This is a genomic window from Gordonia sp. DT30 (assembly GCF_049844915.1).
Taxonomy (GTDB): Bacteria; Actinomycetota; Actinomycetes; order Mycobacteriales; family Mycobacteriaceae; genus Gordonia.
Genome location: NZ_JBNCLY010000021.1, coordinates 51294 through 78105 on the forward strand (window position 1 = coordinate 51294; position 26812 = coordinate 78105).

Below are 26812 nucleotides of genomic sequence, written 5' to 3' on the forward strand. Positions count from 1 at the left end.
CCGGATGGGCGAGACCGTCGCAGGCTTCGTCATCGAAGCCGCCGTGGGACACGGCAGCAGCGCCGACGTCTACCGGGTGCATCGCACCGACGGTTCGGGGCCGTGGGCGCTCAAGGTCCTACACGGCGACGACGCGGATGCCGGACGGGCCCGCGAACGCTTCGAGCGCGAGTTCACCATCGCCTCACTGCTCGACCATCCGCATATCGTCTCGATGGTCGACCGCGGTGAAGTCCGCATCGACACCGCTGCACCCGGCACCCGACTGTGGCTGGCCATGCAGTACGTCGCCGGCCCGTCGGCGACGTCCCTGATCCCACTCGATGACCGCCAGCCCCGGGTCTCGGTGGTGCTGCGGGTGGCACAACAGATCGGCGACGCCCTCGACTACGCCCACACGCGTGAGGTGCTTCACCGCGACGTCAAACCGGCGAACATCCTGCTGACGACGGCGACCGACGACGCCGACGGCGTACTCAGCGATTTCGGTATCGCCCGCCTCCTCGATGACACCCGACCACTCGCCCGCAACGGTCGAGTGCAAGGATCGGTCGCGTATGCCGCGCCGGAGCTCCTTGCCGCGCAACAACTCTCCCCGGCCACCGACGTCTACTCGTTCGCCTGCGCATTGGTGGAACTGTTCACCGGGACACCACCCTTTCCGCGGTCGACGGCATTCGCCATCACCCACGCCCACATCCGCGACGACCCACCGAAGCTCACCCGCCGCCGCGCGTGGCTGCCGTCGGCTCTCGATTCGGTCTTCGCCAAGGCCCTGGCGAAGAATCCCGCGGATCGCTATCAGACCTGCGCCGAATTCGTCGACATCATCACGCGCGCACTGCGCGACGTGCCGGTGCCCCCCGACGAGCCGCGCCGCCGTCGCTGGTCACGCGGCCCAGCCTAGCCGTGGTGTGACCCGTATCACCGCCGCTGCCATGTTAATTCGGACATTCGTGGGCTTCGAACGCCGCTGAAAAGGCCATTTCCCGGCGCACCCACCCGGCGTGACCGGGCTGTTCCGCAGTCATCGTTTACACGGACCTGTTCTGCCCGTGACGAGAAATCCCTAATGTCCAACATCGTCCTGCTCCACTCGCGCGTACGAGTCGCCAACCGGACTTCGGAGACGGGCCGACCACGATCAAGGGGAAACATTGACGGCCGAACCCAGCGCCCCATACGACAATTCCGCCCTCACCCATGAGGACGAGGGCTACCAGAAAAGCCTCAAACCGCGACAGATCCAGATGATCGCCATCGGCGGCGCGATCGGTACCGGCCTGTTCATGGGCGCCGGTAGCCGCTTGCACGACGCCGGGCCCGGGCTGTTCATCACCTACGCGGTCTGCGGCGTCTTCGTCTTCTTCATCCTGCGTGCCCTCGGCGAGCTGGTGTTGCATCGTCCGTCGTCGGGCTCGTTCGTCTCCTACGCCCGCGAATTCTTCGGTGAGAAAACAGCTTTCGTCACCGGCTGGCTGTACTTCTTCAACTGGGCGGCGACCGCGATCGTCGACGTCACCGCGGTCGCGCTCTACGTGCACTACTGGGGCATGTTCAAGGGTGTGCCGCAGTGGCTGATCGCGTTGGTGGCACTGGCCATCGTGCTGACGACCAACATCATCTCGGTGAAGCTGTTCGGCGAGATGGAGTTCTGGGCGTCGATCATCAAGGTGACCGCGCTGGTGACCTTCCTGGTCGTCGGTATCGTGTTCCTCGCCGGACGTTTCGACATCGAGGGCTCCCCGACCGGATTCAGTGTCATCTCCGACAACGGCGGTATGTTCCCCACCGGGATGTTCTCGCTGGTCATCGTCACCTCGGGAGTCATCTTCGCCTACGCCGCAGTCGAATTGGTCGGCACGGCCGCAGGCGAGACCGCCGAACCGGCGAAAGTCATGCCGCGCGCCATCAATTCGGTCATCGTCCGTATCGCCATCTTCTACGTCGGCTCGCTACTCGTGCTCGCCCTGCTGCTGCCGTACACGACGTACAAGGCCGGGGAGAGTCCCTTTGTGACGTTCTTCTCCAAGATCGGCGTGCCCGCGGCCGGCGGCATCATGAACGTGGTGGTGCTCACCGCCGCGTTGTCGAGTCTCAACGCCGGGCTCTACTCCACCGGCCGGACGCTTCGGTCGATGGCGATGAACGGCACCGGCCCGGCGTTCACCGCGAAGATGAACCGCAACGGTGTGCCGTTCGGCGGCATCGCGCTCACCGGCGCACTCACCCTGCTGGGCGTCGTGCTGAATCTCTTCGTGCCGGCCAAGGCATTCAACATCGCGCTGGATCTGTCGGCCCTGGGCATCATCTCGACCTGGGCCATGATCGTCGCCTGCCAGATCCAGCTCTACCGGTGGGAGAAGAAGGGCATCCTGACCCGGCCGGCCTTCCGGTTGCCGGGCACGCCGTACACGAGCTATCTGACCCTGGCGTTCCTGGCGGCGGTCGTGGTCCTGATGTGCTGGGACAACTACTGGAACCTCATCGCGATCCTCGTCGGCATCCCGTTGCTGACGGCGGGCTGGTATGCCTGCCGGGGCAAGGTGATGACGATCGCCGCCCAGCGCCAGGGCTACACCGGCGAGTATCCGGTGATGCCGCAGCCACCCATTCCCCGAGGGCCCGAGCACGAATCCGGTGACCCCGACGAGCGCGCCTGAGGTGGGACGGGCCGATCACCCCACCCGGCCGATCACGTCTCCGGCTCCGGCTCCGGGTCAGGCGTCGGCTCCGGTTCCGGCTCGGTGATGTCGTAGACGCGGCGGGCGGTGTCGCGAAAGATGTTACGCGACACCGCCTCACCCCAGGGTTCGAGGATCTCCAGCAGACTTCCGATGATGGTGTCGATCGTGGCGTTGGGTTTGTCGATGGGAAAGTTCGAGCCGAACATGACCCGACTCGCCCCGAAATGCGCGACGACGTGGCGCACCAGCGGGCCGATCATCTGGGTCAGCGTCTCCTGGGCCCCGATGTTGCCCCACGGCTCGCGCCCATAGCCGAGGACGGGCATCGCCAGGCCGGAGAGCTTGACGACGACGTTGCGTTCGGCCGCGATGGAGACCATTCGCTCACGCCACAGCCGGATGATGTCGGCGCGCGCAGCCGCCGTGGTTCCGGTGCGCAGGCCGACCGGCCCGAAAGCCCCTACCGGACAACCGAAGTGGTCGATGATGACGGTCGTGTCCGGGAACTCGCGGGCGAGGGTGATGACGTCGTAGAGCTGATGCGAGTAGGCGAACACCTCCAGCGCCAGGCCGCGGTCGGCGATCTTCTCGATCCCGGCCAGAAACGAGGGGGACGCCAACATGCCATCGGCCGGCCCGGCCGAGCGGACCTTGGGATCGGGATGCCGGGTGGCGTTGACCTGGATGCCGCGGATGCGGTCGCTGATCGCCAGCTGCGCGTCGAGCCGCTCGACGAATCCGTCCGAGCGCGGGTCGGCACGCACCATCATCGCACCGAGGGACGGCCCCGACCCGGCACCGTGGGCCAGCCCCTGCAGGTAGCGCACCTCGTCGACGGCGTGCCGGCCCGCCTCGGGATCCTGGGTGTCGCCGAGCCGCCGGTAGGCCTCGGACACCACCACCGACTCGATCGGGACACCCGTCGCCTCGGCCACGGCAGCGATGTCGGCGCGGTAATGCTGCGGCTCATAGGCACGTCCGACGATGTGCGGAGTCAGAATGTATTCGCGTTCGGATTGGGGCACGGCAACCGAAAAGAGCCGGTCCCCGATCTTGGGGACATACCGGTACCCGCGTGCGACCGGATTTCGCGTCCACGGGTTCCGACGCGGATTCCAGTACTGAACGTGGGCGTCGACGATCCCCGAGGTCGTCGGGGCCAGAGTTGTCACCCATTCGACATTGCCACAGTCGTCGACGCCTCACGTGCCTTCGGTATACCGATCGACGCCACGGCGGGCGCAACCACGTCGGGCGCAACCACGTCGGGCGCAACCACGTCGGGCGCAACACAGCTGCGCCGGTAGTACCAGGCCTGAGTCGATCCGTCGGGCTCGCAAGGCAGAATGGGTGACGTTGTCGGTCGGAATGTTGTGTGCGTCCCGGCCGGGTGGACGAGCGATCGGTGTGGAGGTGCAACTTGGCGAGCCATTCCCGCCATGTGCTGCACCAGCTTCGCGAATTGATCGGCCGCGATCCCGACCGCTTCGCCGGAAACGTCTACACCAGGCTGTTCGCGATCGACCCGGACCTACGCGAACTGTTCGGCGCGATGATGTCGCTGCAGCGTGAGGCCTTCTACCACGTCATCGACCATGTACTCGAGGTCATCCCGAGCGAGTCGGGGCAGGCCGAACTCGTCGAATTTCTCGCGCAGCTCGGCCGCGACCACCGCAAATTCGGCGTACATCCCGAGCACTACCACACCATCTACCGCGCCCTGATGGGCGAATTCGCCGCCACCCTCGGCGAGCAGTGGGACGAGGAGGCCCAACGCACCGTCGGGCAGGCGATGATGCTGGTGACCGGCGTGATGCGCGGTGCCGCCCAGACCGCGCCCGGCGCGGCGACGTGGACCGCGCGCGTCGTGGAGAAGTTCCGCATCAGTCGCGGTCTCGCGGTCGTCCGGCTGGTCACCGATACCCCACTGGAGTTCAACACCGGCCAATACCTGGAGACCCAGATCCCACAGTGGCCCAAGGTCTGGCGCAACCTGTCGCCGGCCATCCCGCCCAACCCGCACGGCGAGCTGGAATTCCATGTGCGGGCGGTTTCCGGTGGCACCGTCAGCTCGGCGATCGTCGCCCAGACCCAGGCCGGCGACGTGTGGACCTTCGGGCAGTCGCACGGGACGCTGCACATCGATGGCGACCGGGAGGTGCTGATGGTCGCCGGTGGTACCGGATTGGCCCCACTACGCGCCCTGCTCATCGAGATGTCGACGCTCGCCGACTCGCCGCCGACCCACATCTACTACGGCGCGCGCCACCCCGGCGAACTCTATGATCTGCCGGTGCTGCGTCAGATGGCGGCGACCAACCCCTGGTTGCAGATCACTGCGGTGTCAGAAGAAGCGACCGATCCATGGTGGCTCGACGGCGGGGTGCGGCCGGCCGAGCTCGGCATCGAGTATCGCATCGGCCGGCTCGTCGACATCGTCGGCGCCGACGCCGGCTTCTACGACCGGCAGACCCTCGTCGCCGGCTCCCCGGAGATGGTCGCGAACACCCACCGCGGACTCATCATCGCCGGAGTACGGGCCAGCCTCATCCAGCACGACCCCGTCTACTAGGCCTTCTGCCCTACCAGGCCATCTGCACTACCAGGCCTTCTGCACTACCAGGCCATCTGCGGCGAGCTCTTACTGGCCGCCGGAGTCGCCGGCCGCCGGCACGGGCACCGTGGTCGTGACCACCGAGGTGACCGTCTCCTGTTCGGTGACGGTTGCCGTCGCGGTCACGGTGGCGGTTTGCGTGACGGTGTTGCTCACCGGCGGCGGCGTGACGGTGCGGGTACGGGTGACGGTCTGCTGGTCGACGACGGTCTCGGCGTCGGCCCGGCTGGTACGCGTCACGGTGACCTCGGTCGTCGGGCCGGGCACCGACACCGTCGAGGTGACCGCGGCGGGCGCATCGTCGCCACCTCTGGTGGAGAACAGTGCCACGAGGGCGATCAGGCACAGCAACACGGCCAGCCCGGCGGCACCGCCGATGATCCACCAGCGAAAGCCCGAGCCGTGCCGCGCTGTCGGCTTGGCCCCGGCGACGGCGGCCGCAGCCGTCGGCGCTGCGGGCGCGGCCGCCACCGCAGAGGTGACCGGGATGGCCCGGGTGTCGGCGGTGATCACCTCGGTCACGCCCTGCGCAAGGGCAAAGACGGGAGCCGGGGCGACGGTCACCGACGCACCGGTTGCCGCCTCGATGGCGGAGACGGCCTCGGGCATCTGCGCACCGGATCCGACGGCGAGGATCCCGGCCACCGTGGAGCCACCGGTCAGCGAATCGAGGTGCGCCACAAGCCAGCCGGCGCCGACCGGGTCGGTCACCGCCAACGCGTGATCCGGGGCGACCTCGGCCGCTCCGAGCACCGAGGCGTGGGTGGCGTCGACGAGTGCGATCGACGTTCCGCGGACAAGCGCTCCCGCCCGGTCGAGGGCGACGACGGCGACCTCGGCGGTGCCGTCGCGGCGGACCGCCTGTGCGAGCGCATGCGGCAGATCGATGAAGCTGACCGCCGAAGCCCAGTCGGGACGGCCCGGCGCGTTCACGGAGAAATCGAGGTGGCTGCGGACATCGGAGCGCGCGCACGTGATGACGATGTGGGCGATCCGGAACGGCGCGGAACCGACGAGTTCGGTCAGCGCGTCGAGGACCGCCGGGGGCGAGCCGTCGGCGAGTTCCGCGTGGTTGCTGGCGACGATCTCGCCGGTCGCGTCGCGGACCACGGTTGCGATCTCATCGCCCACCACCGACACCCCGAGAACTGCGGGCTCGGCGATGGAGATCTCGGGTGACTCGCTCACCGGCACCTCTCTTTCCGCCGGCGAGCCGGCTCTGCGCGCCCGTCGGCTTTCGACGCGAACAGCGTACGCGCGGCGATCAGGCCGCCTTGGACCGCTGTCGCTGCACGCCGGCGTTTTGTTACTTCTGGTGTGGCGGCGCCGGTCAGACGTCGGTGCGCCGGCGGCGCGGTTGCCACACCACGAGCGCGCTGGTGCGCGGCACGGGCACGAGTTCGCCACCGCGGCGGATCCCGCGCGTGTCGACCTCGTGCTGCAGTTCGTGGACGCGCTGTTGCAGCGCGTCGACCTGGTTGGTGAGCTCGATGATGCGTTTGATCCCGGCGAGATTCACGCCCTCTTCCTGCGAGAGCCGCTGGATCTCGCGCAGCACCTCGACGTCATGCGTCGAGTACCGACGCCCGCCGCCACTGGTGCGTTGCGGCGTCACCAGACCGAGCCGGTCGTAGGTACGCAGCGTCTGCGCGTGCATCCCGGCCAACTCGGCGGCCACCGAGATCATGAATGTCGCCGCCGAATTGACGTCGTCGTCGAAGCCGGCGGGCGTGCCGGTCGGCCGGGCGCGGTCAGCGCCGGACCGGGTGTGATCCCTGCGTTCGGCCATGGTTCATCGCCCCCAGCCCGCCCGTGGATCGAACCCGCTCGCCTTTTCGGCTTCGGCGTAGGCGGTCATCGCCTCCACCGCGGCATCGTCGAGTTTGCGGGGCACCTCGACCTTGACGCTGACGAGCAGATCGCCCGCCCCGCCGGCACGCTTGGGCACACCGCGCCCGCGGACCCGAAGCGTGCGTCCGTCACTCGTGTTCGGCGGGATCTTGACCCCGACCGAACCGTCGAGCGTCGGCACCGACACCGTCGCACCGAGCACCAGTTCGGAGATCCGCACCGGCAACTGGATACGCAGGTCGTGGCCGCTGCGCGTGAAGACCTTGTCGGGGGTCACGTGGACCACCACATACAGGTCACCCGACGGCGCACCGCGGCGGCCGGCCTCTCCCTGTCCGGCGAGCCGGATGCGCTGACCGTCTTCCACCCCGGAGGGGATGCGCACGTTGATGGTGCGGGCACGCACCTTGACGCCGCTGCCGTCGCAATCGGTGCACGGGTCGTCGATACGCGATCCGGTGCCCTGGCAGTCCTGGCACGGTTCGCTGAACCCGAAGGCGCCCTGGTTGCGGCTGACGAAGCCCGAGCCGTTGCAGTTCGGGCACACCCGCGGGCTGGTCCCGGGTTTGGCACCACTGCCGTGACAGGTGGTGCACGGCGCCGGGCTGGTCACCCGGAGTGGGACGGTCGTACCCAATGCCGCGTCCTTGAACGACAGCGCGGTCTCGGTTTCGAGGTCGTTGCCGCGGCGCGGCCGCGCCGCCGTCGACGTGCGTGGCCCCGAACCGCCGCGGTTGAACAGTCCCTCGAAGATATCGCCGAATCCGCCTGCACCCTCCGCGGTGGCGCCGCCACCGCCGAACAGATCGCCGATGTTGAAGTCGGCGCCGGTCTCGGTCGAATAACGGGTGCTGCCACCGCCGCCGCCGGGAAAGCCACCGGGAAAACCGTTGCCGCCGCCACGGAATCGGCCGCCGGCGAACATGGCGCGGGTCTCGTCGTACTCTTTTCGCTTGTCCGGGTCGGCGAGCACGCTATGGGCTTCGGACACCCGCTTGAAGCGTTCTTCGGCTTGCGTGTCACCCGGATTGGCGTCCGGATGCAGCTCGCGGGCGAGCTTGCGATAAGCCTTCTTGATCTCTTCAGACGAAGCATCAGAAGCAACGTCGAGGTCCTTGTAGAAGTCGCGTTCGAGCCATTCTCGTTGTGGAGCCACCAGACGTCACCTCCTTCGTAATGAACATGTCTGGATGAAGTATGTGTGATGCCCGGCGGGACGCGCGACGCTGATGCGTCGGCGCGCCCCACCGGGCAACTCGCAGATGGTTATTGTGCACCACTCTGGGGGTCGTGCGAGGCGGCATCGGGTGAGCCCGATGCACCGGTTCCCGGCGCGGCATCGGTGACGGTGACCATCGCGGTCCGGATCACCTTGTCGCCCAGCCGGTAACCGCTGCGATACACCGAGCCGAGGGCCGGCTCACCGCCGCTGCCGTCGTTCTGGACGGCCTCGTGCAGCTCGGGGTCGAACACGTCGCCGGGCGCGCCGAACTTGACGACGCCCTCGGCGCTCAACGTTCCGGTCAGCTTGTCGGCGACCGCGCGCAGCGGACCCGTTTCCAGATCCCCGTGCTCGCGGGCCCGGTCGAGGTCGTCGAGCACCGGCAGGAGCTTTTCGATCAGGACCTGTTTGCCGTAGGCGACCCGCCCCTGCTTTTCTTCCTCGGTCCGCCGCTTGTAGTTGGCGAACTGCGCGCGTTCACGCTGCAGGGCCGCGGTGAGGTCGGCGACCTCGTCGGACTCCGCAGAGCGCGGGGCCGGCTCAGAAACGGGTGGGTCGGCAACCGGATCGGCCGCCCCGGGGCCCGGCCCGGCGGCCGAATCCTCGCGCACCTCACCCGTTTCCGGGTCGATGCGACGACGATCGTTCACCGTGACCGGTTCCTCGCGTCCGTTTCCGGCGCCTGCAGCCGTCACTTGGTGTCCCCGGTGTTCGGCTCGTCGACGACCTCGGCGTCGACGACGTCGTTGTCGGCGTCCGCGCCTGCACCGTCGCCGGAGTCCGCACCCTGGCCCTCGGCGGCCGACGCCGAGTAGATGGCCTGGCCCAGCTCCTGGGACTGCGTCGAGAGCTTCTCGATCGCGCTCTTGATCGACGCGATGTCGTTGCCCTTGAGTGCCTCGTTCGCCTCGGCGATGGCCCCGTTGACCTTCTCCTTGACGTCGGCGGGCACCTTGTCCTCGTTGTCGGCGAGGAACTTCTCGGTGTGGTTCACCAACGACTCGGCCTGGTTACGGGTCTCGGCCTCTTCGCGACGATTGCGGTCTTCCTCGGCGTGCGCCTCGGCGTCCTTGATCATCCGGTCGATCTCGTCCTTGGACAGGCCCGAGCCCTCCTGGATGCGGATCGAGTTCTCCTTGCCGGTGCCCTTGTCCTTCGCGGTGACGTGCACGATGCCGTTGGCATCGATGTCGAAGGTCACCTCGATCTGCGGAACACCTTGCGGCGCAGGCGCGATCCCACCGAGCTCGAAGCTGCCGAGCAGCTTGTTGTGCGAGGCGATCTCGCGCTCACCCTGATACACCTGGATCTGCACCGACGGCTGGTTGTCCTCGGCGGTGGTGTAGGTCTCCGACCGCTTGGTCGGGATGGTGGTGTTGCGCTCGATCAGCTTGTGCATCACGCCGCCCTTGGTCTCGATACCGAGGCTCAGCGGGGTGACGTCGAGCAGCAGTACATCCTTGACCTCGCCACGCAGCACACCGGCCTGCAGGGCCGCACCGACCGCGACGACCTCATCGGGGTTGACGCCCTTGTTGGGCTCCTTGCCGCCGGTCAGTTCCTTCACCAGGTCGGTGACCGCAGGCATACGGGTCGAACCACCAACGAGCACAACGTGATCGATGTTGCCGACGGAGATGCCGGCGTCCTTGATGACGGCCTGGAACGGGGCGCGGGTGCGCTCGAGCAGGTCCGAGGTGATCTTCTGGAATTCGCTGCGCGAGAGCTGCTCGTCGAGGAACAGCGGGTTCTTGTCGGCGTCGACGGTGATGTAGGGCAGGTTGATCGAGGTCGACTGCGAGGCCGACAGTTCGATCTTGGCCTTCTCGGCAGCCTCACGCAGACGCTGCATGGCCATCTTGTCCTTGGTCAGGTCGATGCCCGAGGAGCTCTTGAACCTGTCGACGAGCCAGTCGACGATGCGCTGGTCCCAGTCGTCGCCACCGAGATTGTTGTCACCGGAGGTCGCACGGACCTCGACGACACCGTCACCGATCTCGAGCAGCGAGACGTCGAAGGTACCGCCACCGAGGTCGAAGACCAGGATGGTCTGTTCCTTCTCGCCCTTGTCCAGCCCGTAGGCCAGTGCCGCGGCGGTGGGCTCGTTGACGATGCGGAGCACGTTGAGGCCCGCGATCTGACCCGCTTCCTTGGTCGCCTGCCGCTGCGAGTCGTTGAAGTAGGCCGGCACGGTGATGACCGCGTCGGACACGTCTTCCCCGAGGTAGGACTCCGCGTCGCGCTTGAGCTTCATGAGCGTGCGGGCGCTGATCTCCTGCGGGGTGTATTTCTTGTCGTCGATGGCGACGTTCCATTCGGTGTCACCCATGTGACGCTTGACCGAGCGGATGGTGCGGTCGACGTTGGTGACCGCCTGGTTCTTTGCCGGCTGCCCGACGAGCACCTCGCCGTTCCGCGCGAACGCGACAACCGACGGGGTCGTACGGGAACCTTCGGCGTTGGCGATGACGGTCGGTTCGCCGCCCTCGAGTACTGACACCACGGAGTTGGTGGTGCCGAGGTCGATTCCAACAGCACGAGACATCTTTGCGATTCCTCCTAGTTTCTGGGTCTGCACCCAAGTCCGCCCCCGCGGCCACCGATGTGCCACCACGAGGGAGTGGTCTGCGGCAAACCTGCGCGCGGGAAGGCCAGACTTCAGCGCCTCCGACTCATGTCCTACCGGGTCGAGCCGGGTTGGTCAACTGAAGTTGAGCCTCTAACACTCAGGTTGCTCGATGGGTCCAACGGGTGTGCGGACGGAGTTGTTCCCGGAATCGCGAAAAGAGTTGAGTCGGATCGACTCAATCCCTCCGAATCGGCCGCGGGCCTGTTCGGGGCCTAATCCTGGCCTAATCCGTGCCGGCTGTCGCGGGCAGCGACCGGTCCGGGCCCGGAGCGAGCGCATCGCCCGGGAATCCGCGGACGGGATACACCTCGAACTCGAAGACGCCGGCCTGCACACCCGGGTCGTCGTTCATGATCTTCGTGGTGGTCTCCACGTCCTTGTCGAAGACGCCGAAGCCGCGGACCTCGGAGTTGGATTCGGTACCGGGCTCGTTGACACCGAGGATGACGGCGAGATCGCCCTTGGCCCGCAGCGAGAAATTCCGGCGGCTGTGCTCCCAGATGATGTCGTGCGCCTCGGGGGTTCCGAACTGAGGTCCCGCGCGCAACACCACCACCGAGTAGGGCTGCGAGTACTGGATGATCGTCCGCATCTCGTGGTCGGTGATCTTGGGCAGGTCGGACATGGAAAGCTCCTTTGCTGACGCGCGAACCGAGGCTTCGCCTCTCACCGTAGTCCCCGGCGGCGCGCCGCTCGGCCCACTCCCGGCGCGGAGATCAGACCGGCGGCAGCGGTGGCAGTTCCAGATTCTCGCGGAACGTGTGTCCGAGGTAGTCCTCGCCGACGATCCCGCGCCTGCGCAGCAGCGGCAACACGCCCTGCGCGACGAACTCGTAGGTCGCCGGGTCGGTGAGGCCGCCGAGCGAGACGACGTCGAGGACCCCGGCGCGGTAGCGCTCCTCGATGGCGTCGGCGATCTGCTCGGGCGTACCGGCGAATGCCCAATGTCCGGTGTCCTGCGCAGCAATGATCAGCTTTCGCAACGTCTTTCCCTCGGCGGCCAGCCGCGCGAAGATCTCCACCCGGCCGCGTCGGCGGTTGACGGTCGACAGGTCGGGGACGAGATCGGGCGAGATCGGCGCATCCAGCGGCTGCCCGGCGAGGTCGGCGCCGCCGAGCATGTCCTCGAGCCCGCGGCGTGCGACGTCGAGGTCGAGCGCCTCGATCCGCTCGCGACGCTTGCGGAGCGCCTCGGCTTCGGTCGCACCGTACGTCGCGTGCAGCGAACTGAAGATCAGCGGCAGCGCGGGATCGCGTCCGAGTTCGGCGGCGCGGGTCCGGATGGTCTTGGTGTAGGTGACCGCATCTTCGAGAGTCGGCAGCGAGGTGAAGACGACCTCGGCAAAACGCGCGCCGAGTTCGATACCGCCGGCGGACTGGCCGGCCTGGAACTGGACCGGACGCCGCTGCGGCAGCGGCGGGATGTTGAGTGGTCCGGCGACACTGAAGTACCGGCCCCGATGATCGATCGGGCGCACGAGGTCGGCGTCGAGCACCGCCTGACCGTCGGCGTCGGCGGTGAGCGCTCCCGGCCGCCACGAGTCGAACAGCGCGTTGGTGATCTCGAGCACCTCGGTCGCGCGGGCATACCGATCGTCCGGTGAGGGAATGTCGGCGTCGCCGTAGTTCTCCTCGCCCAGTGAGGAGGTGACGGCATTCCAGGCGGCCCGGCCGTTGCTGACGTGATCGAGGGTTCCGAACAGTCGCGCCAGATTGTACGGATGGTGGAAAGTCGTTGTGACGGTGGCGATCAGACCCACATGCTCGGTGACCGCGGCCAGTGCGCCCAGGAACACGATGGGTTCCTGGGCGCCGATCGCGCCCTGCGCGCCGAAGCTCAACAGGTCGGCGGCGAACAGCGCGTCGAGCCGCAGGTCCTCGGCGATCCGTGCCGTCTCCAGTGCGGTTGCGAGCGTGGATCTCTCCGGGTCGAGCGCCAGTCGATAGATGTCCGGACCGCCGCTCACCCCCGCGACGGTCTTGAGAGTTCTCCGCGTGTCTCCGGCGTGTCCCATCCGGGCGACGCTACGGGCCGCGCGTCGCTACGGCCGTCGAAAGAATCAGCGTGATCGTAGAGGTTGCAGCGGTCGTTGATTGCGGGCCGCCATCCGCGCTTCCCGGCGAAACCCGAAGTCCCCAGGCCTGCACCGACATCGGTGCCGTCGACTGGACGCCGGCACGCTGGATTCGCCGGTGAACGCAGGCGCCGGTGTCACGGCCACCGCTGTTAGGTTGGCGATGCCCAGAACCGTCGACGACGCGCCTACCGTGGCCCGTCGCGCCCGCCTCACGGAACGAGTTAGCTGTCATGCGTTTCCAAGTCCTCGACATCGTCCCGCACACCCCGCATCCGGTGACCGGTGAACTGATCTCCGCCCACACCCGACTCGAACGCGTCGTGGCGAATGCGGTGCTGGCCGAGGAACTCGGCTTCGACTCCTACGCGGTGGGCGAACGGCACGCCGGTGAGTTCTTGTCGTCGTCGCCCACGGTCCTGCTCGGTGCGCTCGCGCAGGCCACCGACCGCATCCTGCTCTCGACCGGTGTCACGGTGCTCAGCCTCCTCGACCCGGTGCGCGTGGCCGAGGATTACGCGACCATCGATCAGCTCTCCGGCGGGCGCCTCGAGATCGTCATCGGGAAGGGCAACGAGGACAAGCACTTCCCCATGTTCGGCCGCACGATCGAGCACCAATACGACTATCTGCGCGAGAACTTCGAGCTGCTCCGGCGACTGCTGGGCGAAGAAGATGTCGCCTGGCGCGGCGAGCATCACTGGCCTCTCGACGGCGTCACCACGGTGCCGCGCCCGTTCGCCGGACGCTTCCGGATCTGGCACGGGTCGGCGACCTCCACGGTCGCCGTCGACCTCGCCGCCCAGTACGGCGACCCGATCGTCACCGCAAATGCGTTGCAGCCCCGCGAGAACTACCAGGTGCTCATCGACCGGTATCGCGAGAAGTACGCCGAGCACGGGCATGATCCGGCGGCGGCTTACGTCGGCTCCGGCTCTGGCGGACTGTTCCTGGCGGCCACGACCGACGACGCGATCGCCGAGTACCGGCCGGTCTATGACGGGATCGCGGCCCGCAACCGCGAGAAGTTCGCCGGTGAGACGCGCATCGGCAAGGTCAACATGTTCGCGACCATCGAGGACGCCGTCGAGCGCGGGCCCGCACTCGTCGGCTCGTCAGAGCGGGTCGCGGAGAAGATCATCGACTACCACCGTTCGTATCGCCATGATCTGCAGTCGATCTCGATCAACCCGGTGCTGCCCTATCCCCGGCAGCACGAGGTGCTCGCGCAGTTCGCCGAGGAGGTCATCCCACTGGTGCGCCGAGAACTCGGCACGACCCTGTGGAGTGCCGACGACGCGGGCCGCGCCGCCGGGTTCACGGCCGCCGAGCCCGTCACGCACCCATGACCTGAGCCTTCCGGAGAACGCAACCCGGCTCACCCCACCGTCGGGCGGGATGAGCCGCGTTGCGCTGTATTCGTTTCCGTCAGGCTGCCGTCGCGGCCGTCTGCGCGGCCGGTTCGAGGGCCTGCTCGACGATGTCGGCGACATCGATCATGGGCTTGACCTCCAGCGCATCGAGCACCTCGGCGGGCACGTCGTCCAGGTCGGGCTCGTTGCGTTGCGGGATGAAGATGGTCTTCAGCCCGTTGCGTTGTGCGGCAAGCAGTTTCTGCTTGACGCCACCGATCGGCAGCACTCGTCCGTTCAGCGTGACCTCACCGGTCATGCCGACCTCGGCGCGCACCTTGCGTCCGGTGGCCATCGACACCAGTGCGGTGACCATGGTGACACCGGCCGACGGTCCGTCCTTGGGCACCGCACCCGCGGGCACGTGCACGTGGATGGTGCCCTCGAGGGCCGTCGGGTCGACGCCGAGTTCGCTTGCGTGCGAGCGCACATACGAGAGCGCGATCTGCGCGGACTCCTTCATGACGTCGCCGAGCTGGCCGGTCAGTTGCAGTCGGGTGCCACCGACCGCGGCGGGCTTGCCGTCCTCGGATTCAGCACCGCCGACGCGGCTCACCTCGATGAACAGCACGTCGCCGCCCATCCCGGTGACGGCCAGGCCGGTCGCCACACCGGGCACCGCGGTGCGCTCCTCCGATTCCGGGGTGAACCGCGGACGGCCCAGGTACTCCTTCAGGTCCGACTCACCGATGGCGACCGGCGTTGCGGCCTTACCACTTTCGATGTTCGTCGCGACCTTGCGGAACAGCTTGGCCAGCAGCCGCTCGTATTGCCGCACGCCCGGTTCGCGGGTGTAGTTCGCGGCGATCTCGCGCAGCGCCTCGTCACTGACCGACACTTCGTCGCCCGTCAGCGCCGCACGCTCCTCCTGTCGCGGGAGCAGGAAGTCGCGGGCGATGGCGACCTTGTCGTCCTCGGTGTAGCCGTCGATGGTCACCAGCTCCATCCGGTCGAGCAGCGCCGACGGGATGTTCTCGATGACGTTGGCGGTCGCGAGGAACACGACGTCGGACAGGTCGAGATCCAGATCCAGGTAGTGGTCGCGGAAGGTGTGGTTCTGCGCGGGGTCGAGGACCTCGAGCAGCGCCGCCGCCGGATCACCCCGGTAGTCGGAGCCGACCTTGTCGATCTCGTCCAGCAGCACAACGGGATTCATCGATCCCGCTTCGCCGATGGCTCGCACGATCCGGCCGGGCAACGCACCGACGTAGGTGCGCCGGTGGCCGCGGATCTCGGCCTCGTCGCGCACACCGCCGAGGGCGACGCGCACGAACTTGCGACCGAGCGCACGGGCGACGGACTCACCCAGCGACGTCTTGCCGACGCCGGGTGGACCGGCCAGCACCATCACGGCACCGGAACCACGTCCGCCGACGACCTGCAGGCCGCGTTCGGCCCGGCGGGCACGCACCGCGAGGTATTCGACGATGCGGTCCTTGACGTCCTCGAGACCGTGATGGTCGGCGTCGAGGATCTCTCGGGCGCCGGCGATGTCGGCGGAGTCGGTCGTGCTGATACTCCACGGCAGTTCCAGGACGGTGTCCAACCAGGTTCGGATCCAACCACTTTCAGGTGATTGGTCACTCGAGCGCTCGAGTTTGCCGACCTCACGCAGCGCAGCCTCGCGGACCTTGTCGGGCAGGTCGGCGGCCTCGACGCGGCCGCGATAGTCGTCGGCGCCGTCGGGCTCGTCCTCGCCGAGTTCCTTGCGGATGGCGCCGAGCTGCTGGCGGAGCAGGAATTCCTTCTGCTGCTTCTCCATGCCGTTGCGGACGTCGTCGGCGATCTTGTCGGAGACCTCGGTCTCGGCGATGTGCTCGCCGGTCCAGTCGATCAACCGCTGCAGTCGCGCCGCGACGTCGTCGGTCTCGAGCAGTTCACGCTTCTGCGCGTCGGTGAGCCATGACGAATAGCCCGACGTGTCGGCGAGCGCCGACGGATCGGTCATCTTGTTGACGGCGTCGATGACCTGCCACGCCTCACGGCGCTGCAGCATGGCCAGCACGAGCTTCTTGTACTCGGCGGCCAATGCCTTGGTCTCGGCGGTCGTCTCCGGCTCGGCGACCTCGGTCACCTCGACCCACAGCGCGGTGCCGTGGCCGGTGGTGCCGGTACCGATGTGAGCACGGGTCTCACCCTTGACGACGGCCGCCTGCTGACCGCCCGGCATGCGTCCGACCTGCACGATCGACGCGACGACGCCGTGCGTCGGGTACCGGTCGTCCAGTCGCGGCGCGACCAGTAGTTTTCCGGACTCGCTGGCCCGGGCCGCGTCCACGGTCGCCTGGGCGGTGTCGTCGAGCGGGATCGGCACGACCATGCCGGGCAGCACGACGAGATCCGGGACGAACAGGACGGGCAACGAGTAGGTCTGGGACTCATCTGTCTGGGACATCTAACCTCCAAAGTTAAGTCTGATCGGCTCAACCTGGCTGGCAGGATGTTTGTTCCCGGGCATATTTCGCCGTGGGTGAACGGGAGAGAGACAGGGTTTGTGTGCCAGCTCGGCGAATGCGTGTCCTGCAGAGCACACATTGGCCAGGTCGACCCACATCCCCAGGTGGTCAGGAGTTCGGCGGCATGCTTACGGACGAGAGCGATCCCGTCGCGGGCGCCGATGGCCCGCTCGGGCCGTCGGAGATGAAACGTGGACCGGAAGCGGTAGCCGGAGACGCGCGCAACGACGGCGCGAATCTCCTCATCACCACGATCAGCCATGCCATCGAGGCTAGCGACAGCCATGACGGCAGTCCGTGGGTCGACACGGCCGATGCGTGTCCTGTGGGGCACATATTCGCGACGTCTGCACACATTTGCCGCAACCAAACGGTCATCCCGGGCACCCGCACCCCACCCCATCACCCACCCCACGAACACGGGTCCGGAAAACGGACTAGAGTCCTGTTACCAGTATTCATTAGGAAGGTGAACAACCATGTCCCGTAAATCGACCACCTCGAACCGCGCACTAGACGCCGGACTGCTGACCCTGCGGGTGGCGGTGGGAGCCACGCTGTTCGCCCACGGCGCCCAGAAGCTCGCGGGCTGGTTCGGCGGACCCGGCATCAAGGGCACCGCCGCCGGCATGCAGAAGATGGGATTCGAACCGGCCACCGCCTCGGCCGTCGCCGCGGGTGTCAGTGAAGCCGCCGGTGGCCTCATCGCACTCGGCGCCGGCACCCGCGTCGCCGCCGCCGCGGGTGCCGCGGCGATGATCGCCGCGGCCGACGTCCACCGGCCCAGCGGATTCTTCGCCCAGAACGGCGGCTTCGAGTATCCCGCCGTGCTCGGATTGACCTCGGCGGCAATCGTATTGACCGGCCCGGGCCGCTACTCGGTCGACGCCGTCGTGAAGCATCCGCTGGCACACGAGCGGGTCGGCATCGCCGCGCTGCTCGCGACCGTCGGCGGCGCAGCCGCCGTACTCAGCCGGCGCAAGAAGGCCCTGGCCGCCCAGAGCGTCTGAGTTCTACCCAGCCCGGCGTCGGGCTGCTCAGATGACGTCGAAGCGCACCGTGCACGTGACGGGCGCGACGGGAACGGCACCCTTCGGTTGTGCCTTCACCGTGACGTCGAGCGGCCCGACACCGGGGTGCAAGGTCAACTCAGGCATGTCGGACCTGCTGCTGAACGGCATCAGGAACTGGTGACGCGGTACCGAATCGGTGAATGCCTGCGAACCATGCTGTCCCGTCACCGGGCTGCGCCACGTCAGGGTCCCGGTGACCTGGTAGGGCGCCAGCAGAGTCACCGGCTCGGACAAGTACAGGTCGACGTTGTTGTGGATGATGGGCTGCTGTTGCTGCAGCGCATGAATCGTCACCACATAGGGAAGGTCGACGATGTTGGGGCTGACTCCCTGACAGGAGTGGTCGTCGAGTTTGCCGAGGGTGTCCTCGGCATTCGCCGCACCCGCACCGCCGCAGATACCCACAGCGGTGGCGACCGCGACCGTTCCGGCGATCAACCGATTCTTGTGTGTTCTGTTCATGTGCCGAGTGTCGGCTGCGGCCGTGTGATCGTTACCACAACTAAGAAGACGGCCGCACCTCGAACGACCGACATGAACCCGCGAAAACGACGAACCCGGCAAGACCTGGGCGATGATGGAGCCGACCATTGCCGAGCGCGGGGAGACGAACCATGTGCCCACCGACCGACGGTGACCTCGACACATCGATCCCATCGACTCGATGACCGGCACCCGCCCTTCGTCGGCTGTGATCGCCACCGGCTTCGACCGGATCTTCCCGCCGTGGTTACGCGTCGACGACACCGACCCCGTCGGCCCGTTGTGGCGCGGCGCGCAACTGTTTCGGCTCGCGTCCTTCGCCTATGCGCTCGGCTTTCAGATCGTCATCAATCACGACCTCGAAAGACCCGGCCTGGCCTGGGTGCTGTTCGGGCTGCTGACTGCCGCGAACATGTGGTGGGCGGCAGGGTATCTCGCCGGATTCGGTCGGCACTGGTGGTTTGTGGCCTCCGAGGTCGCCGTCTCGGTGGTGATGATGCTGTCGACGTCCTACGTCGCCGACACGGAGTGGGTCGCAGCCAATCAGACCTGGCCTACCACCCTGTGGATGACCAATTGTGTTCTCTCGTGCGCACTTCTGGGCGGTCCGCTGTGGGGACTGCTCGGCGGCGCCGCTATCGGGGTGACCAACTTCTATGTGAAGGGCGAGCTCTTCCTGAACTTCGGCCGCAACGCAACGGCACTGTTGCTGTTGATGACCGGGGTCGCGATCGGGCTCGCCGCCTCGCGGGCGCGTCTCACCCACGAGCGGCTGAGCGCGGCGATCCGAACGGCCGCGCAGGCCGGCGAACGTGAGCGGCTGGCGCGCGAGGTGCACGACGGGGTCTTGCAGGTGCTGGCCCTCGTCGCGCGTCGCGGTGGCGAGATCGGCGGGGAGACAGCCGAACTCGCACGCCTGGCGGCGCAGCAGGAAGAACGGTTGCGGCGCCTCATCGCGGCGCGGCCGGTCGACGTCGAGACCGACGCCGACTCGGATCTGGGTGCTGCGCTGCGGGCCCTCGCCGACGCGACGGTGTCGGTGAGTACACCCTCCGACCCGGTACCACTGCCTCCCGGCGTCTTGTCCGAGGTGATGGCGGCAATCGGCAACATCCTCACCAACTCCGCGCAGCACGGCGGCCCCGACGTGCACAGTTACCTGCTGCTCGAAGACCTCGACGACGAGGTGATCATCAGCATCCGGGACACCGGGGTGGGCATCGCACCTGGACGACTCGAGCAGGCGCGGGCCGAGGGCCGGATGGGCGTCGATCGCTCTATTGTCGGACGCATCGACGACCTCGGCGGCCGGGCACAGCTGCGTTCGGAGCCGGGGACGGGTACCGAATGGGAGCTGACGATTCCGGTGGAGAAGGGCAGACAACGATGACCGTGCGCGTGATGGTGGTCGACGACCATCCGATGTGGCGCGACGGCGTCGCCCGTGACCTGGCCGACGAGGGATTCGAGGTGGTCGCCACCGCCGACGGCGTCCGCGCGGCCACCGCCCGGGCCGGCGCCACCAAGCCCGATGTGGTGCTGATGGACATGCAGATGCCCGATGGGACCGGCGCACAGGCCACCACCGAACTGCTCAAGGTGTGCCCGCAGGCGCGGGTGCTCGTGCTGTCGGCCTCCGACGAGCGCGACGACGTCCTCGATGCCGTCAAGGCCGGGGCCACCGGATATCTGGTCAAGAGCGCACAACGCGCCGAACTGATCGCGGCCGTCCACGCGACCGCCGCCGGACAACCGGTGTTCACACCCGGTCTCGCGGGACTGGTCCTCGGCGAATACCGGCGGATCGCGCGCGATCCCGGCCCCGACACGCCGGTATTGACCGATAGAGAGACGCAGGTGCTGCGCGAGGTGGCCAAGGGCCTCTCCTCCAAGCAGATCGCCGGCCGGCTCTCGATCAGCCCCCGCACCGTCGAGAACCACGTCGGTGCGGCCCTGCGGAAGCTACAGCTGGCCAACCGCGTCGAACTCGCCCGCTACGCCATCGAACACGGACTCGACGGCGACTGACATCCGGGCGCCCGAACGACCGGCGATTCCGGTGACGTCGCTGCTCAACAGGCTTTTACCCATGCAATGCACGTAGAACTACTCATGATCGACGGCGCCGACTCGCCGACGCTGGAACCCATGACCCACACACCTGCCCCCGGCGAGTCGGCCGCCACGGTGCTCGAGCGAATCAGCGATCAGTTCGCCGACATCTCCCACCGATTCACCGCCATCTCCGACGACATGACCGCGCTGCGCGGCGTCCTCGACACCACCGACACGCCGCCGGCCTCGGCCACCCAGGCGCACCCGGCAACCCAAGCACCCCGGTACACCCAAGCTCCCCAGTTCACGCCGCCTCCCCCGGCCGCACCGGCACCGCCGTTCGTGGCCCCCGGCCACCCGATCGCTCCCCCAGTCACTCCGCCGCCGGTCACTCCGCACCTCATTCCCCCGCGTCTGATCCCACCGCGTCTGATCCCTCCGGGCCCGACCATGCGCCCGGTATCGCCGTATCCGATGCCACCGGTTGCACCGCGGCCGTACGCGCCCTACCCCACACACCGCGTCCGACCCTCAGCGGCACCGAAACGCTCGGTGTCCGACCGGATCTCGTCGGCCGCCGAGCGTGGACTGATCGGCAAACTCCTCGCCGGCGCGGGCGTTGCGATCACGTTGGTCGGCGTCGTGCTGCTTCTCGTGCTGGCTGCGCAGGCCGGGCTCTTGCGCCCGGAATTGCGGGTGGCCGGTGGTGCGATGTTGGCGGCGATTCTCGTCGGAGTCGGCGTCTGGATCGGCCGTGACGCCGGAAAACGCTCCGGCGCTTCGGCTCTCGTCGCCACCGGCATCGCCGCGGCCCTGTTCGACGCACTCGCCATCACCACGATCTATCACTGGGCCCCCGACTATGTGTCGCTGATCCTCGCCGCCGCGATCGCCGCGGGTGGCCTCGGCGTCGCGCGCTGGTGGGATTCGCAGACGCTGGCCCTGATGGTCGGTGTGCCCGTGCTAGTCTTCGCCCCGATCATCACCGGCGGCGTCGACGCCGTGCTCGTCGGCTTCATGCTCTGCGTCGCCGCGTCGGCGTTGTGGATTCAGTTGGGCCGCAACTGGACCGCGCTGTTCGCCGTCAACACCGCCGCCACGACCGTGCCGCTGCTCTTCGTCATCGCCGACGGTCACCACTACCGCACCGACGACATCCGGTGGTTCTTCGTTCTCGCCCTGATGCTGAACGTGCTACTCGCCCTTGGTTCCACGCTTGCACTGCTGCGCAGTTCCAGCCGTCCGCTGCTCATCACGCTGATCGCCATGGCCAGCGTCGTGCCGATGCTCGGTGCCGAGTACCTGGCCGGTGACGTGGTGGCCGCGATGATGCTGGCCGCGACGGCCCTCACGGTAATCGTGCTGACGTTCGTCTCGGGAACCGTCCGCGGGGTCACCCACGCGGTGCGGACGGTGTGGCTGACCAGCGCGTCGGTCACCGCGGCCGCCGCACTCATCGCCATCCTCGACGGCCGTGGAATCCTCATCGGTCTCGCCGGCATCGGACTGGTCGTCGCCGTGGCAGCTTGCGTGACAACCGAATTCGCGTTGCCGATGCGGATCATCGCGACCGTGTTCACCGCCGTCGCGCTGTTCGCGTCCCTGCCGTTCGGTGCGCTGAACCGGCTACTCGTCAACAGTTCCCTGACGGTCACCGAGCAGGCGCAACTCGTGATCGTCGCGGCGGTGAGCCTGGCCGCGGTCGCCGTGCTGACCTGGTCGTGGTCGCAGAACCGCCCCGAGGCCGAGTTGCACACCATCGGTACCGTCGGCGCCCTGATCTCGCTGGGTCTGGTCACCGAGATCTGCGTCGGCCTCGGCGGAGCGCTCTCGGGTGGCTCCGACAGCGGGTTCCGCGCCGGTCACGCCGTCGCCACCATTGTCTGGGTTGCCACCGCTGCCGCGGGGCTCGTCTGGGCGCGCCACCGCAGCGGCCCGGTTCGCACGTTGACGGTGACCGTGAGCCTCGCGGTGATCGCCGCGGCGGTCGCCAAACTGTTCCTCTTCGACCTCGCCGCTCTCGACGGGCTCTTCCGGGTGATCGCCTTCATCGTCGTCGGGTTGCTGCTGCTGTCGCTCGGTGTGGTCTACGCCCAGTCGCTGAACTCCACCGACGGGCGGCGCACGGCGGCACACACATAGATTCACGGCATGAGGCGGTGGTGGGAGCCGGGACAGACGTCTCCCACCACCGCCTTTCTGCATTGGCTGAAGCACCCCCTCCTACTTGTCAGACAAGTGCTACAGTGCGTGGATCGTCGAGTGAGGAGAAGTCATGAAGAGCGCGCAGCCATCGCCATACCAGCCCACCCCCGGTCCCGGGATGGGCACCCAGCTCGGGATCGGGGCGACCGGAGGTTTCATCGGCGGCCTTCTCGGTGGGGGCAGCGGCGTGTTCTTCGTCCCAGCGCTCGAGAAGGTGACCTCCTTGTCGCGGCCCGCCCTGCACGGCACCGCCGGCGCCGCCAACATCGCGGTGTGCGGAGTCGGCGCGGCGACGTTCGCGATCGCAGGCGGGTCGATCGACCTGCGCGCGGGCACCGGCATGGTCATCGGCGCCACGCTGGGCGCGGTCTGGGGCGCACGCCTGATCCTGCGGCTGCCCCATCTGATGTTGCGCTGGCTGTTCGTGGCGATCCTGGTACTGACCTGCCTCAAACTGTTCCTCGACACCGCCGGCGCCGACCCGCTGCAGGGGTCGGCGATCGTCTCCGACGGCGTGCTCGAGAGCCTCGGCTACGTCATCCCGGTGTCGCTGGTGCTCGGTCTGGTCATCGGCGCCTGGGCGGCCGGGATGGGTCTGGGCGGCGGACTGTTGGCAGTCCCGGCGCTGATGCTCCTGTTCGGTACCGACCTGCCCACCGCCGAGGGCACCTCACTGCTGATGTTCTTCCCGAATGCGATCGTCGGCACCATCACCCACGCGCGGCAGGGCACGGCGGACCTGCGCTTGGGCGGCATCCTCAACCTGGGTGCGCTGCCCGGCGCGATCGTCGGCGCCCTGGTCGCCCTGGCACTGAACGTGCGGGTGCTGGGTCTGGTGTTCGCAGTGTTCGCCCTGGCGATCGCCATCCGCGAGATGTTCCGGATGTGGCGGGAGGCGCAGGCGAGCACCGCAACCGCTGCGGCGCCTCCCCTATCATCGGAGCGAGCACTCACCGAGGAATAGGGCGAATGGAAGCACTCACGCGGGTCCCGTTGTCCGAGCAGGCCGCACGGGCACTGCTCGACGACGTTGCGGCCGGACGCTGGGAGGTCGGCGAACAGCTCCCGGGTGAGGTGGCACTCGCCGCGGAGCTTTCCGTGGGCCGCTCCACGATCCGTGAGGCGATCCGCCGGCTCGCCGCGCGTGGCGTGCTGACGACCAAGCAGGGTGTCGGCGTGTTCCTCGCCGCGGCAAAGCCGGCCGAGCCCTGGGATGATCTCGCCCAGATCGCGGAGATCACCGACGTGATCCAGGTGCGCATCGCCATCGAGGCGCGAGCCGCTGGACTCGCCGCCCTCGCACACGACTCCGACGACGCCGCCGCCATCACCAGGGCACTCGAGGACCGGCATACCGTCACCGGCAGCGACCCGGAAACACTTGCAGCCGTCGACATGCGACTGCACCGGCGCATCGTCGCGGCGTCACACAACAGTCTGCTGACCGCCTTGTTCGACAGCATCGAACCCCGCCTGGTGGCCGCGATGACCGACATGCTCTCCTTGATGCCGCTCGACAGCAAGGACGACGACGACCACGGTGCCGTCGTCGACGCCATCCTCGCCCGAGATGCCGACGCCGCCGAAAGCCGCACCCGGACACACCTTCTCGGACTGGCTGAAGGCATAACCTCCGCCGGCGACTGACACCGTCACCCGCCATGACGACCGACGTCGTCGAAGTCGGCGATGATTCGGGCGCGCGCCGGATGGGTATGCGCTCCCGATGACGTCCTTGCGTGCACGGCTGCTGATCGGACGAATCCGGGCACAACGCAACAAGCACTTCTACGCCGATCCCGCAGCGATGCGTGCCGGTCTCGCCGCACATCAGGATCCGGATCGGTCGCGGCCACCCCGATGGCTCACTCGCCGATACCGGGTGGCCGTGGACGAGATCGACGGCCACGACTGTTTCACGCTGTCGCCCAAGGAGAAACTGCGCAGCCGGTGGCACATCTTCCATCTGCACGGTGGCGGATTCGTCGAAGCGCCCGAACCGCATCACTGGCGCTTCGCCGCCCGGATCGTCGATCGCCTCGGGTGCACCTACTCGCTGCCGATGTATCCTTTGGCGCCCGAACACGATCACCGCACGATCGTCCCGATGGTGGCGGACGCGTACCGCACGGTGATGACCCGAACGCATCCGACCGATCGCCTGGTGTTCGGCGATTCCGCAGGCGGCACCCTAGCGTTGACCCTGGTACATCTCCTACAGCAAGCACAGGAGCCGCTACCGGTTGCCCTCGCCTTGTTCTCCCCATGGATCGATCTGGCCACCGACGATCCCGATTCGTGGCGCATCGACCCCACCGACCCTGAACTCGGCGTCACGGGTTTACGGCAGGCCGGCCGGTGGTATGCGGCCGGGCGTGCGCTCGACGATCCGGGGATCAGTCCGGCGTTCGCCGACCTGAACGGGTATCCGCCGCTGACGGTGTTCATCGGGACACGCGACATCCTGTTGCCCGACGCCCGCCGCATCAAACAACTCGGCGACGCCGCCGGCGTGCCCGGCGAGCTGCATGAGTACCCGGGGATGTTTCACAACTGGATCATGAAGGCCATCCCCGAAGCACGCACGGCCACAAACGAATTGCTCGACTTCATTCATGGGATCAAGGAGGACCACGATGATAGTTCGCACGACCGCTGAGATCACCGGCACCGACCGCCAAGTCGACAGCGACACGTGGACGTCCAAACGCATCATCCTGTCCGACGACGACCTCGGATACTCGCTGCACGAGACGACCGTGGCGCCCGGTACCCAAACACCGCTGCATTACCCGGATTACATCGAGGCCGTCTGGCTGATCGAGGGCCACGGCCAGCTCGTCGACCGTGACAACGGTGTCACCTATCCGCTCGACCCGGGAACGATGTATCTGCTCGACAAGCATGAGCGGCATACCATCGTGGCCGAGACCCGACTACGCATGTACTGCGTCTTCACCCCCGCTGTGCCGCCGGGCAGTCCGTAGGTCAACGGGTGCTGATCGGTTGTTCACCCTGTCCCGCAACAGTATCCGGTTGTCTCGTGCCGGCGCAGTCCGCCGGTGTGACTGCTGTTCACCGCAGGGAAATTCGTTCACCGCTGTGACAATAGTTCACCAGTGGGACGAAACCGGTTGCAGCCCTTGTGGATTAGCCCTCGAACACTTGCGCGTCGAACATATCTTCTGCTAGACTGGACCCATCGCAAGATCATCCAGGGGGGAATCCATGATCGACGACACCACCACTCTTTCCGCCGAACTGTACGGGCACCTCATCGCCCAACTCGACGATCGCACCTACAGTCCAGACCTCACCTCACGAGAAGCCTTCGCAGCGATGCAGCAACTGAACACGTTGCGCAACATGCTCGATCACTACGCGGCGAAACTGACCGGCGAGTTCGACCGCCTCAAGATAACCGCACCCCAAGGCCGATCGGTTCGAGAACTGTTGATCACCATGGGATTCGCCCCGGCTGTCGCGGGCCGGCTCGTCCACGTCGGCACCGCCGACGACATCGACGGGCTGCATAAGCACAGCGCCTACGGGTCGGTGTCCCTCGACCACGCCGACGCCGTCGTCCGCGGACTCACCCACATCGCCTCCCGCGCCGGCGAACCCGTCACAATCGAGCAACGCCGCGACCACACCCGCGCACTCGTCTCCCAAGCACTGTCCGGGATGAGTCCCGCCGAAATCGGCAAGCACGCATACCAACTCGGTAACGAACTCGCCGACGACACCGGTGGCATACCTGCCGCCGAAGACAAGACCGTCAACGAGCTCGGCTACCACAAGACCAGCGACGGACGCCTCGACGTGCGCGCCAACCTCGATGCGGTCGCCGGGGAGAAGCTGCACAGCCTCGTCGAAACACTGTCCGCGCCAAAGCCTCAGCCCGACGGATCGCACGATCCGCGGCCGGCCGAACGCAAACGTGCTGACGCCTTCGAAACGATCCTCGAGCTCGCCCAAAAGGGCCTCGCCGACGAGACGGTGTCCTGCAAGCCGACCGGTGGGGTGCTGTTGACCATCCCGGCCGACACC

General features: G+C 67.4%; 23 protein-coding genes. 13 read left to right on the forward strand and 10 right to left on the reverse strand.

What is annotated here, in order from left to right; all coding sequences use genetic code 11:
- Window positions 1-4 precede the first annotated feature (4 nt).
- Both ACLQ3C_RS17525 and ACLQ3C_RS17530 read left to right on the forward strand, forming a co-directional pair.
- A complete protein-coding gene (locus ACLQ3C_RS17525) occupies window positions 5-907 on the forward strand; it encodes a serine/threonine-protein kinase (RefSeq protein WP_425706364.1) in 903 nt (300 codons plus the stop codon).
- A 250-nt stretch (window positions 908-1157) separates the two neighbouring features.
- Complete coding sequence (locus ACLQ3C_RS17530) at window positions 1158-2663, forward strand: amino acid permease (protein WP_425706365.1); 1506 nt, start codon at window positions 1158-1160, stop codon at window positions 2661-2663.
- Between the two features lie 32 nt (window positions 2664-2695).
- Here the strand turns inward: ACLQ3C_RS17530 and ACLQ3C_RS17535 are convergent, their stop codons facing one another.
- Window positions 2696-3859: an amidohydrolase family protein gene (locus ACLQ3C_RS17535; protein WP_425706366.1), complete on the reverse strand. Its 1164-nt coding sequence runs from the start codon at window positions 3857-3859 to the stop codon at window positions 2696-2698.
- A 248-nt stretch (window positions 3860-4107) separates the two neighbouring features.
- Between ACLQ3C_RS17535 and ACLQ3C_RS17540 the strand changes: the two genes are divergently transcribed.
- Window positions 4108-5259 carry an FAD-binding oxidoreductase gene (locus tag ACLQ3C_RS17540; RefSeq protein WP_425706367.1) on the forward strand — a complete coding sequence of 384 codons (1152 nt, stop codon included), beginning with the start codon at window positions 4108-4110 and terminating at the stop codon, window positions 5257-5259.
- A gap of 69 nt (window positions 5260-5328) precedes the next feature.
- On the opposite strand, the gene ACLQ3C_RS17545 is transcribed toward ACLQ3C_RS17540, so the two are convergent.
- From ACLQ3C_RS17545 to ACLQ3C_RS17575, 7 genes are all read right to left on the reverse strand, one after another.
- Window positions 5329-6489 (reverse strand): hypothetical protein, encoded by a 1161-nt coding sequence (locus ACLQ3C_RS17545; RefSeq protein ID WP_425706368.1) that lies wholly within the window; start codon window positions 6487-6489, stop codon window positions 5329-5331.
- 142 nt (window positions 6490-6631) lie between these two features.
- A complete protein-coding gene (locus ACLQ3C_RS17550; RefSeq protein ID WP_425706391.1) occupies window positions 6632-6988 on the reverse strand; it encodes a heat shock protein transcriptional repressor HspR in 357 nt (118 codons plus the stop codon).
- Between the two features lie 105 nt (window positions 6989-7093).
- Window positions 7094-8308, reverse strand: a complete 1215-nt coding sequence (gene dnaJ, locus ACLQ3C_RS17555) for a molecular chaperone DnaJ (RefSeq protein ID WP_425706369.1) — start codon at window positions 8306-8308, stop codon at window positions 7094-7096.
- A gap of 110 nt (window positions 8309-8418) precedes the next feature.
- The gene (gene grpE, locus ACLQ3C_RS17560; protein ID WP_425706370.1) at window positions 8419-9069 is read right to left on the reverse strand and encodes a nucleotide exchange factor GrpE; all 651 of its coding nucleotides are present in this window, start codon (window positions 9067-9069) and stop codon (window positions 8419-8421) included.
- Window positions 9066-10919, reverse strand: a complete 1854-nt coding sequence (gene dnaK / locus ACLQ3C_RS17565) for a molecular chaperone DnaK (RefSeq protein WP_425706371.1) — start codon at window positions 10917-10919, stop codon at window positions 9066-9068. Before dnaK ends, grpE begins: the two co-directional genes overlap by 4 nt.
- A 307-nt stretch (window positions 10920-11226) precedes the next feature.
- Entirely contained in the window at window positions 11227-11628 is a 402-nt protein-coding gene (locus tag ACLQ3C_RS17570; protein ID WP_425706372.1) for a hypothetical protein, read from the reverse strand.
- A gap of 91 nt (window positions 11629-11719) precedes the next feature.
- Window positions 11720-13018: an NtaA/DmoA family FMN-dependent monooxygenase gene (locus ACLQ3C_RS17575; RefSeq protein ID WP_425706373.1), complete on the reverse strand. Its 1299-nt coding sequence runs from the start codon at window positions 13016-13018 to the stop codon at window positions 11720-11722.
- Window positions 13019-13311: 293 nt separating this feature from the next.
- On the opposite strand from ACLQ3C_RS17575, the gene ACLQ3C_RS17580 reads away from it, so the two are divergent.
- The gene (locus tag ACLQ3C_RS17580) at window positions 13312-14427 is read left to right on the forward strand and encodes an LLM class flavin-dependent oxidoreductase (RefSeq protein ID WP_425706374.1); all 1116 of its coding nucleotides are present in this window, start codon (window positions 13312-13314) and stop codon (window positions 14425-14427) included.
- A gap of 79 nt (window positions 14428-14506) precedes the next feature.
- Here the strand turns inward: ACLQ3C_RS17580 and lon are convergent, their stop codons facing one another.
- Window positions 14507-16885 (reverse strand): endopeptidase La, encoded by a 2379-nt coding sequence (gene lon / locus ACLQ3C_RS17585; RefSeq protein ID WP_425706375.1) that lies wholly within the window; start codon window positions 16883-16885, stop codon window positions 14507-14509.
- Window positions 16886-17425: 540 nt separating this feature from the next.
- Between lon and ACLQ3C_RS17590 the strand changes: the two genes are divergently transcribed.
- Window positions 17426-17956, forward strand: coding sequence for a DoxX family protein (locus ACLQ3C_RS17590; RefSeq protein WP_425706376.1), 531 nt, complete (start codon window positions 17426-17428; stop codon window positions 17954-17956).
- Between the two features lie 27 nt (window positions 17957-17983).
- Here the strand turns inward: ACLQ3C_RS17590 and ACLQ3C_RS17595 are convergent, their stop codons facing one another.
- Window positions 17984-18481 (reverse strand): hypothetical protein, encoded by a 498-nt coding sequence (locus tag ACLQ3C_RS17595; RefSeq protein ID WP_425706377.1) that lies wholly within the window; start codon window positions 18479-18481, stop codon window positions 17984-17986.
- Between the two features lie 202 nt (window positions 18482-18683).
- Between ACLQ3C_RS17595 and macS the strand changes: the two genes are divergently transcribed.
- The 8 genes from macS to ACLQ3C_RS17635 all read left to right on the forward strand — a co-directional run.
- Complete coding sequence (gene macS, locus ACLQ3C_RS17600) at window positions 18684-19892, forward strand: MacS family sensor histidine kinase (protein ID WP_425706378.1); 1209 nt, start codon at window positions 18684-18686, stop codon at window positions 19890-19892.
- Window positions 19889-20530, forward strand: coding sequence for a response regulator (locus ACLQ3C_RS17605; protein ID WP_425706379.1), 642 nt, complete (start codon window positions 19889-19891; stop codon window positions 20528-20530). The genes macS and ACLQ3C_RS17605 overlap by 4 nt, the downstream gene beginning before the upstream one ends.
- 120 nt (window positions 20531-20650) lie before the next feature.
- Window positions 20651-22699: a DUF2339 domain-containing protein gene (locus ACLQ3C_RS17610; protein ID WP_425706380.1), complete on the forward strand. Its 2049-nt coding sequence runs from the start codon at window positions 20651-20653 to the stop codon at window positions 22697-22699.
- 133 nt (window positions 22700-22832) lie between these two features.
- Window positions 22833-23726 (forward strand): sulfite exporter TauE/SafE family protein, encoded by an 894-nt coding sequence (locus ACLQ3C_RS17615; RefSeq protein ID WP_425706381.1) that lies wholly within the window; start codon window positions 22833-22835, stop codon window positions 23724-23726.
- 5 nt (window positions 23727-23731) lie between these two features.
- Window positions 23732-24409: a FadR/GntR family transcriptional regulator gene (locus ACLQ3C_RS17620; protein WP_425706382.1), complete on the forward strand. Its 678-nt coding sequence runs from the start codon at window positions 23732-23734 to the stop codon at window positions 24407-24409.
- Window positions 24410-24488: 79 nt separating this feature from the next.
- A complete protein-coding gene (locus tag ACLQ3C_RS17625; protein ID WP_425706383.1) occupies window positions 24489-25421 on the forward strand; it encodes an alpha/beta hydrolase fold domain-containing protein in 933 nt (310 codons plus the stop codon).
- A complete protein-coding gene (locus ACLQ3C_RS17630; protein ID WP_425706384.1) occupies window positions 25399-25749 on the forward strand; it encodes an ectoine synthase in 351 nt (116 codons plus the stop codon). Before ACLQ3C_RS17625 ends, ACLQ3C_RS17630 begins: the two co-directional genes overlap by 23 nt.
- Window positions 25750-25990: 241 nt before the next feature.
- A partial coding sequence (locus tag ACLQ3C_RS17635; RefSeq protein WP_425706385.1) for a DUF222 domain-containing protein occupies window positions 25991-26812 on the forward strand: 822 nt, incomplete at its 3' end.

What these genes read in the sequence shown, in the direction of transcription:
- ACLQ3C_RS17525 (WP_425706364.1), top strand. Translation starts at nt 5, where the DNA reads ATGGGCGAGACCGTCGCAGGCTTCGTCATCGAAGCCGCCGTGGGACAC.
- ACLQ3C_RS17550 (WP_425706391.1), bottom strand. Translation starts at nt 6,988, where the DNA reads ATGATCTCGGTGGCCGCCGAGTTGGCCGGGATGCACGCGCAGACGCTG.
- dnaK (WP_425706371.1), bottom strand. Translation starts at nt 10,919, where the DNA reads ATGTCTCGTGCTGTTGGAATCGACCTCGGCACCACCAACTCCGTGGTG.
- ACLQ3C_RS17570 (WP_425706372.1), bottom strand. Translation starts at nt 11,628, where the DNA reads ATGTCCGACCTGCCCAAGATCACCGACCACGAGATGCGGACGATCATC.
- ACLQ3C_RS17575 (WP_425706373.1), bottom strand. Translation starts at nt 13,018, where the DNA reads ATGGGACACGCCGGAGACACGCGGAGAACTCTCAAGACCGTCGCGGGG.
- ACLQ3C_RS17580 (WP_425706374.1), top strand. Translation starts at nt 13,312, where the DNA reads ATGCGTTTCCAAGTCCTCGACATCGTCCCGCACACCCCGCATCCGGTG.
- lon (WP_425706375.1), bottom strand. Translation starts at nt 16,885, where the DNA reads ATGTCCCAGACAGATGAGTCCCAGACCTACTCGTTGCCCGTCCTGTTC.
- ACLQ3C_RS17590 (WP_425706376.1), top strand. Translation starts at nt 17,426, where the DNA reads ATGTCCCGTAAATCGACCACCTCGAACCGCGCACTAGACGCCGGACTG.
- ACLQ3C_RS17595 (WP_425706377.1), bottom strand. Translation starts at nt 18,481, where the DNA reads ATGAACAGAACACACAAGAATCGGTTGATCGCCGGAACGGTCGCGGTC.
- macS (WP_425706378.1), top strand. Translation starts at nt 18,684, where the DNA reads ATGACCGGCACCCGCCCTTCGTCGGCTGTGATCGCCACCGGCTTCGAC.
- ACLQ3C_RS17605 (WP_425706379.1), top strand. Translation starts at nt 19,889, where the DNA reads ATGACCGTGCGCGTGATGGTGGTCGACGACCATCCGATGTGGCGCGAC.
- ACLQ3C_RS17610 (WP_425706380.1), top strand. Translation starts at nt 20,651, where the DNA reads ATGACCCACACACCTGCCCCCGGCGAGTCGGCCGCCACGGTGCTCGAG.
- ACLQ3C_RS17615 (WP_425706381.1), top strand. Translation starts at nt 22,833, where the DNA reads ATGAAGAGCGCGCAGCCATCGCCATACCAGCCCACCCCCGGTCCCGGG.
- ACLQ3C_RS17620 (WP_425706382.1), top strand. Translation starts at nt 23,732, where the DNA reads ATGGAAGCACTCACGCGGGTCCCGTTGTCCGAGCAGGCCGCACGGGCA.
- ACLQ3C_RS17625 (WP_425706383.1), top strand. Translation starts at nt 24,489, where the DNA reads ATGACGTCCTTGCGTGCACGGCTGCTGATCGGACGAATCCGGGCACAA.
- ACLQ3C_RS17630 (WP_425706384.1), top strand. Translation starts at nt 25,399, where the DNA reads ATGATAGTTCGCACGACCGCTGAGATCACCGGCACCGACCGCCAAGTC.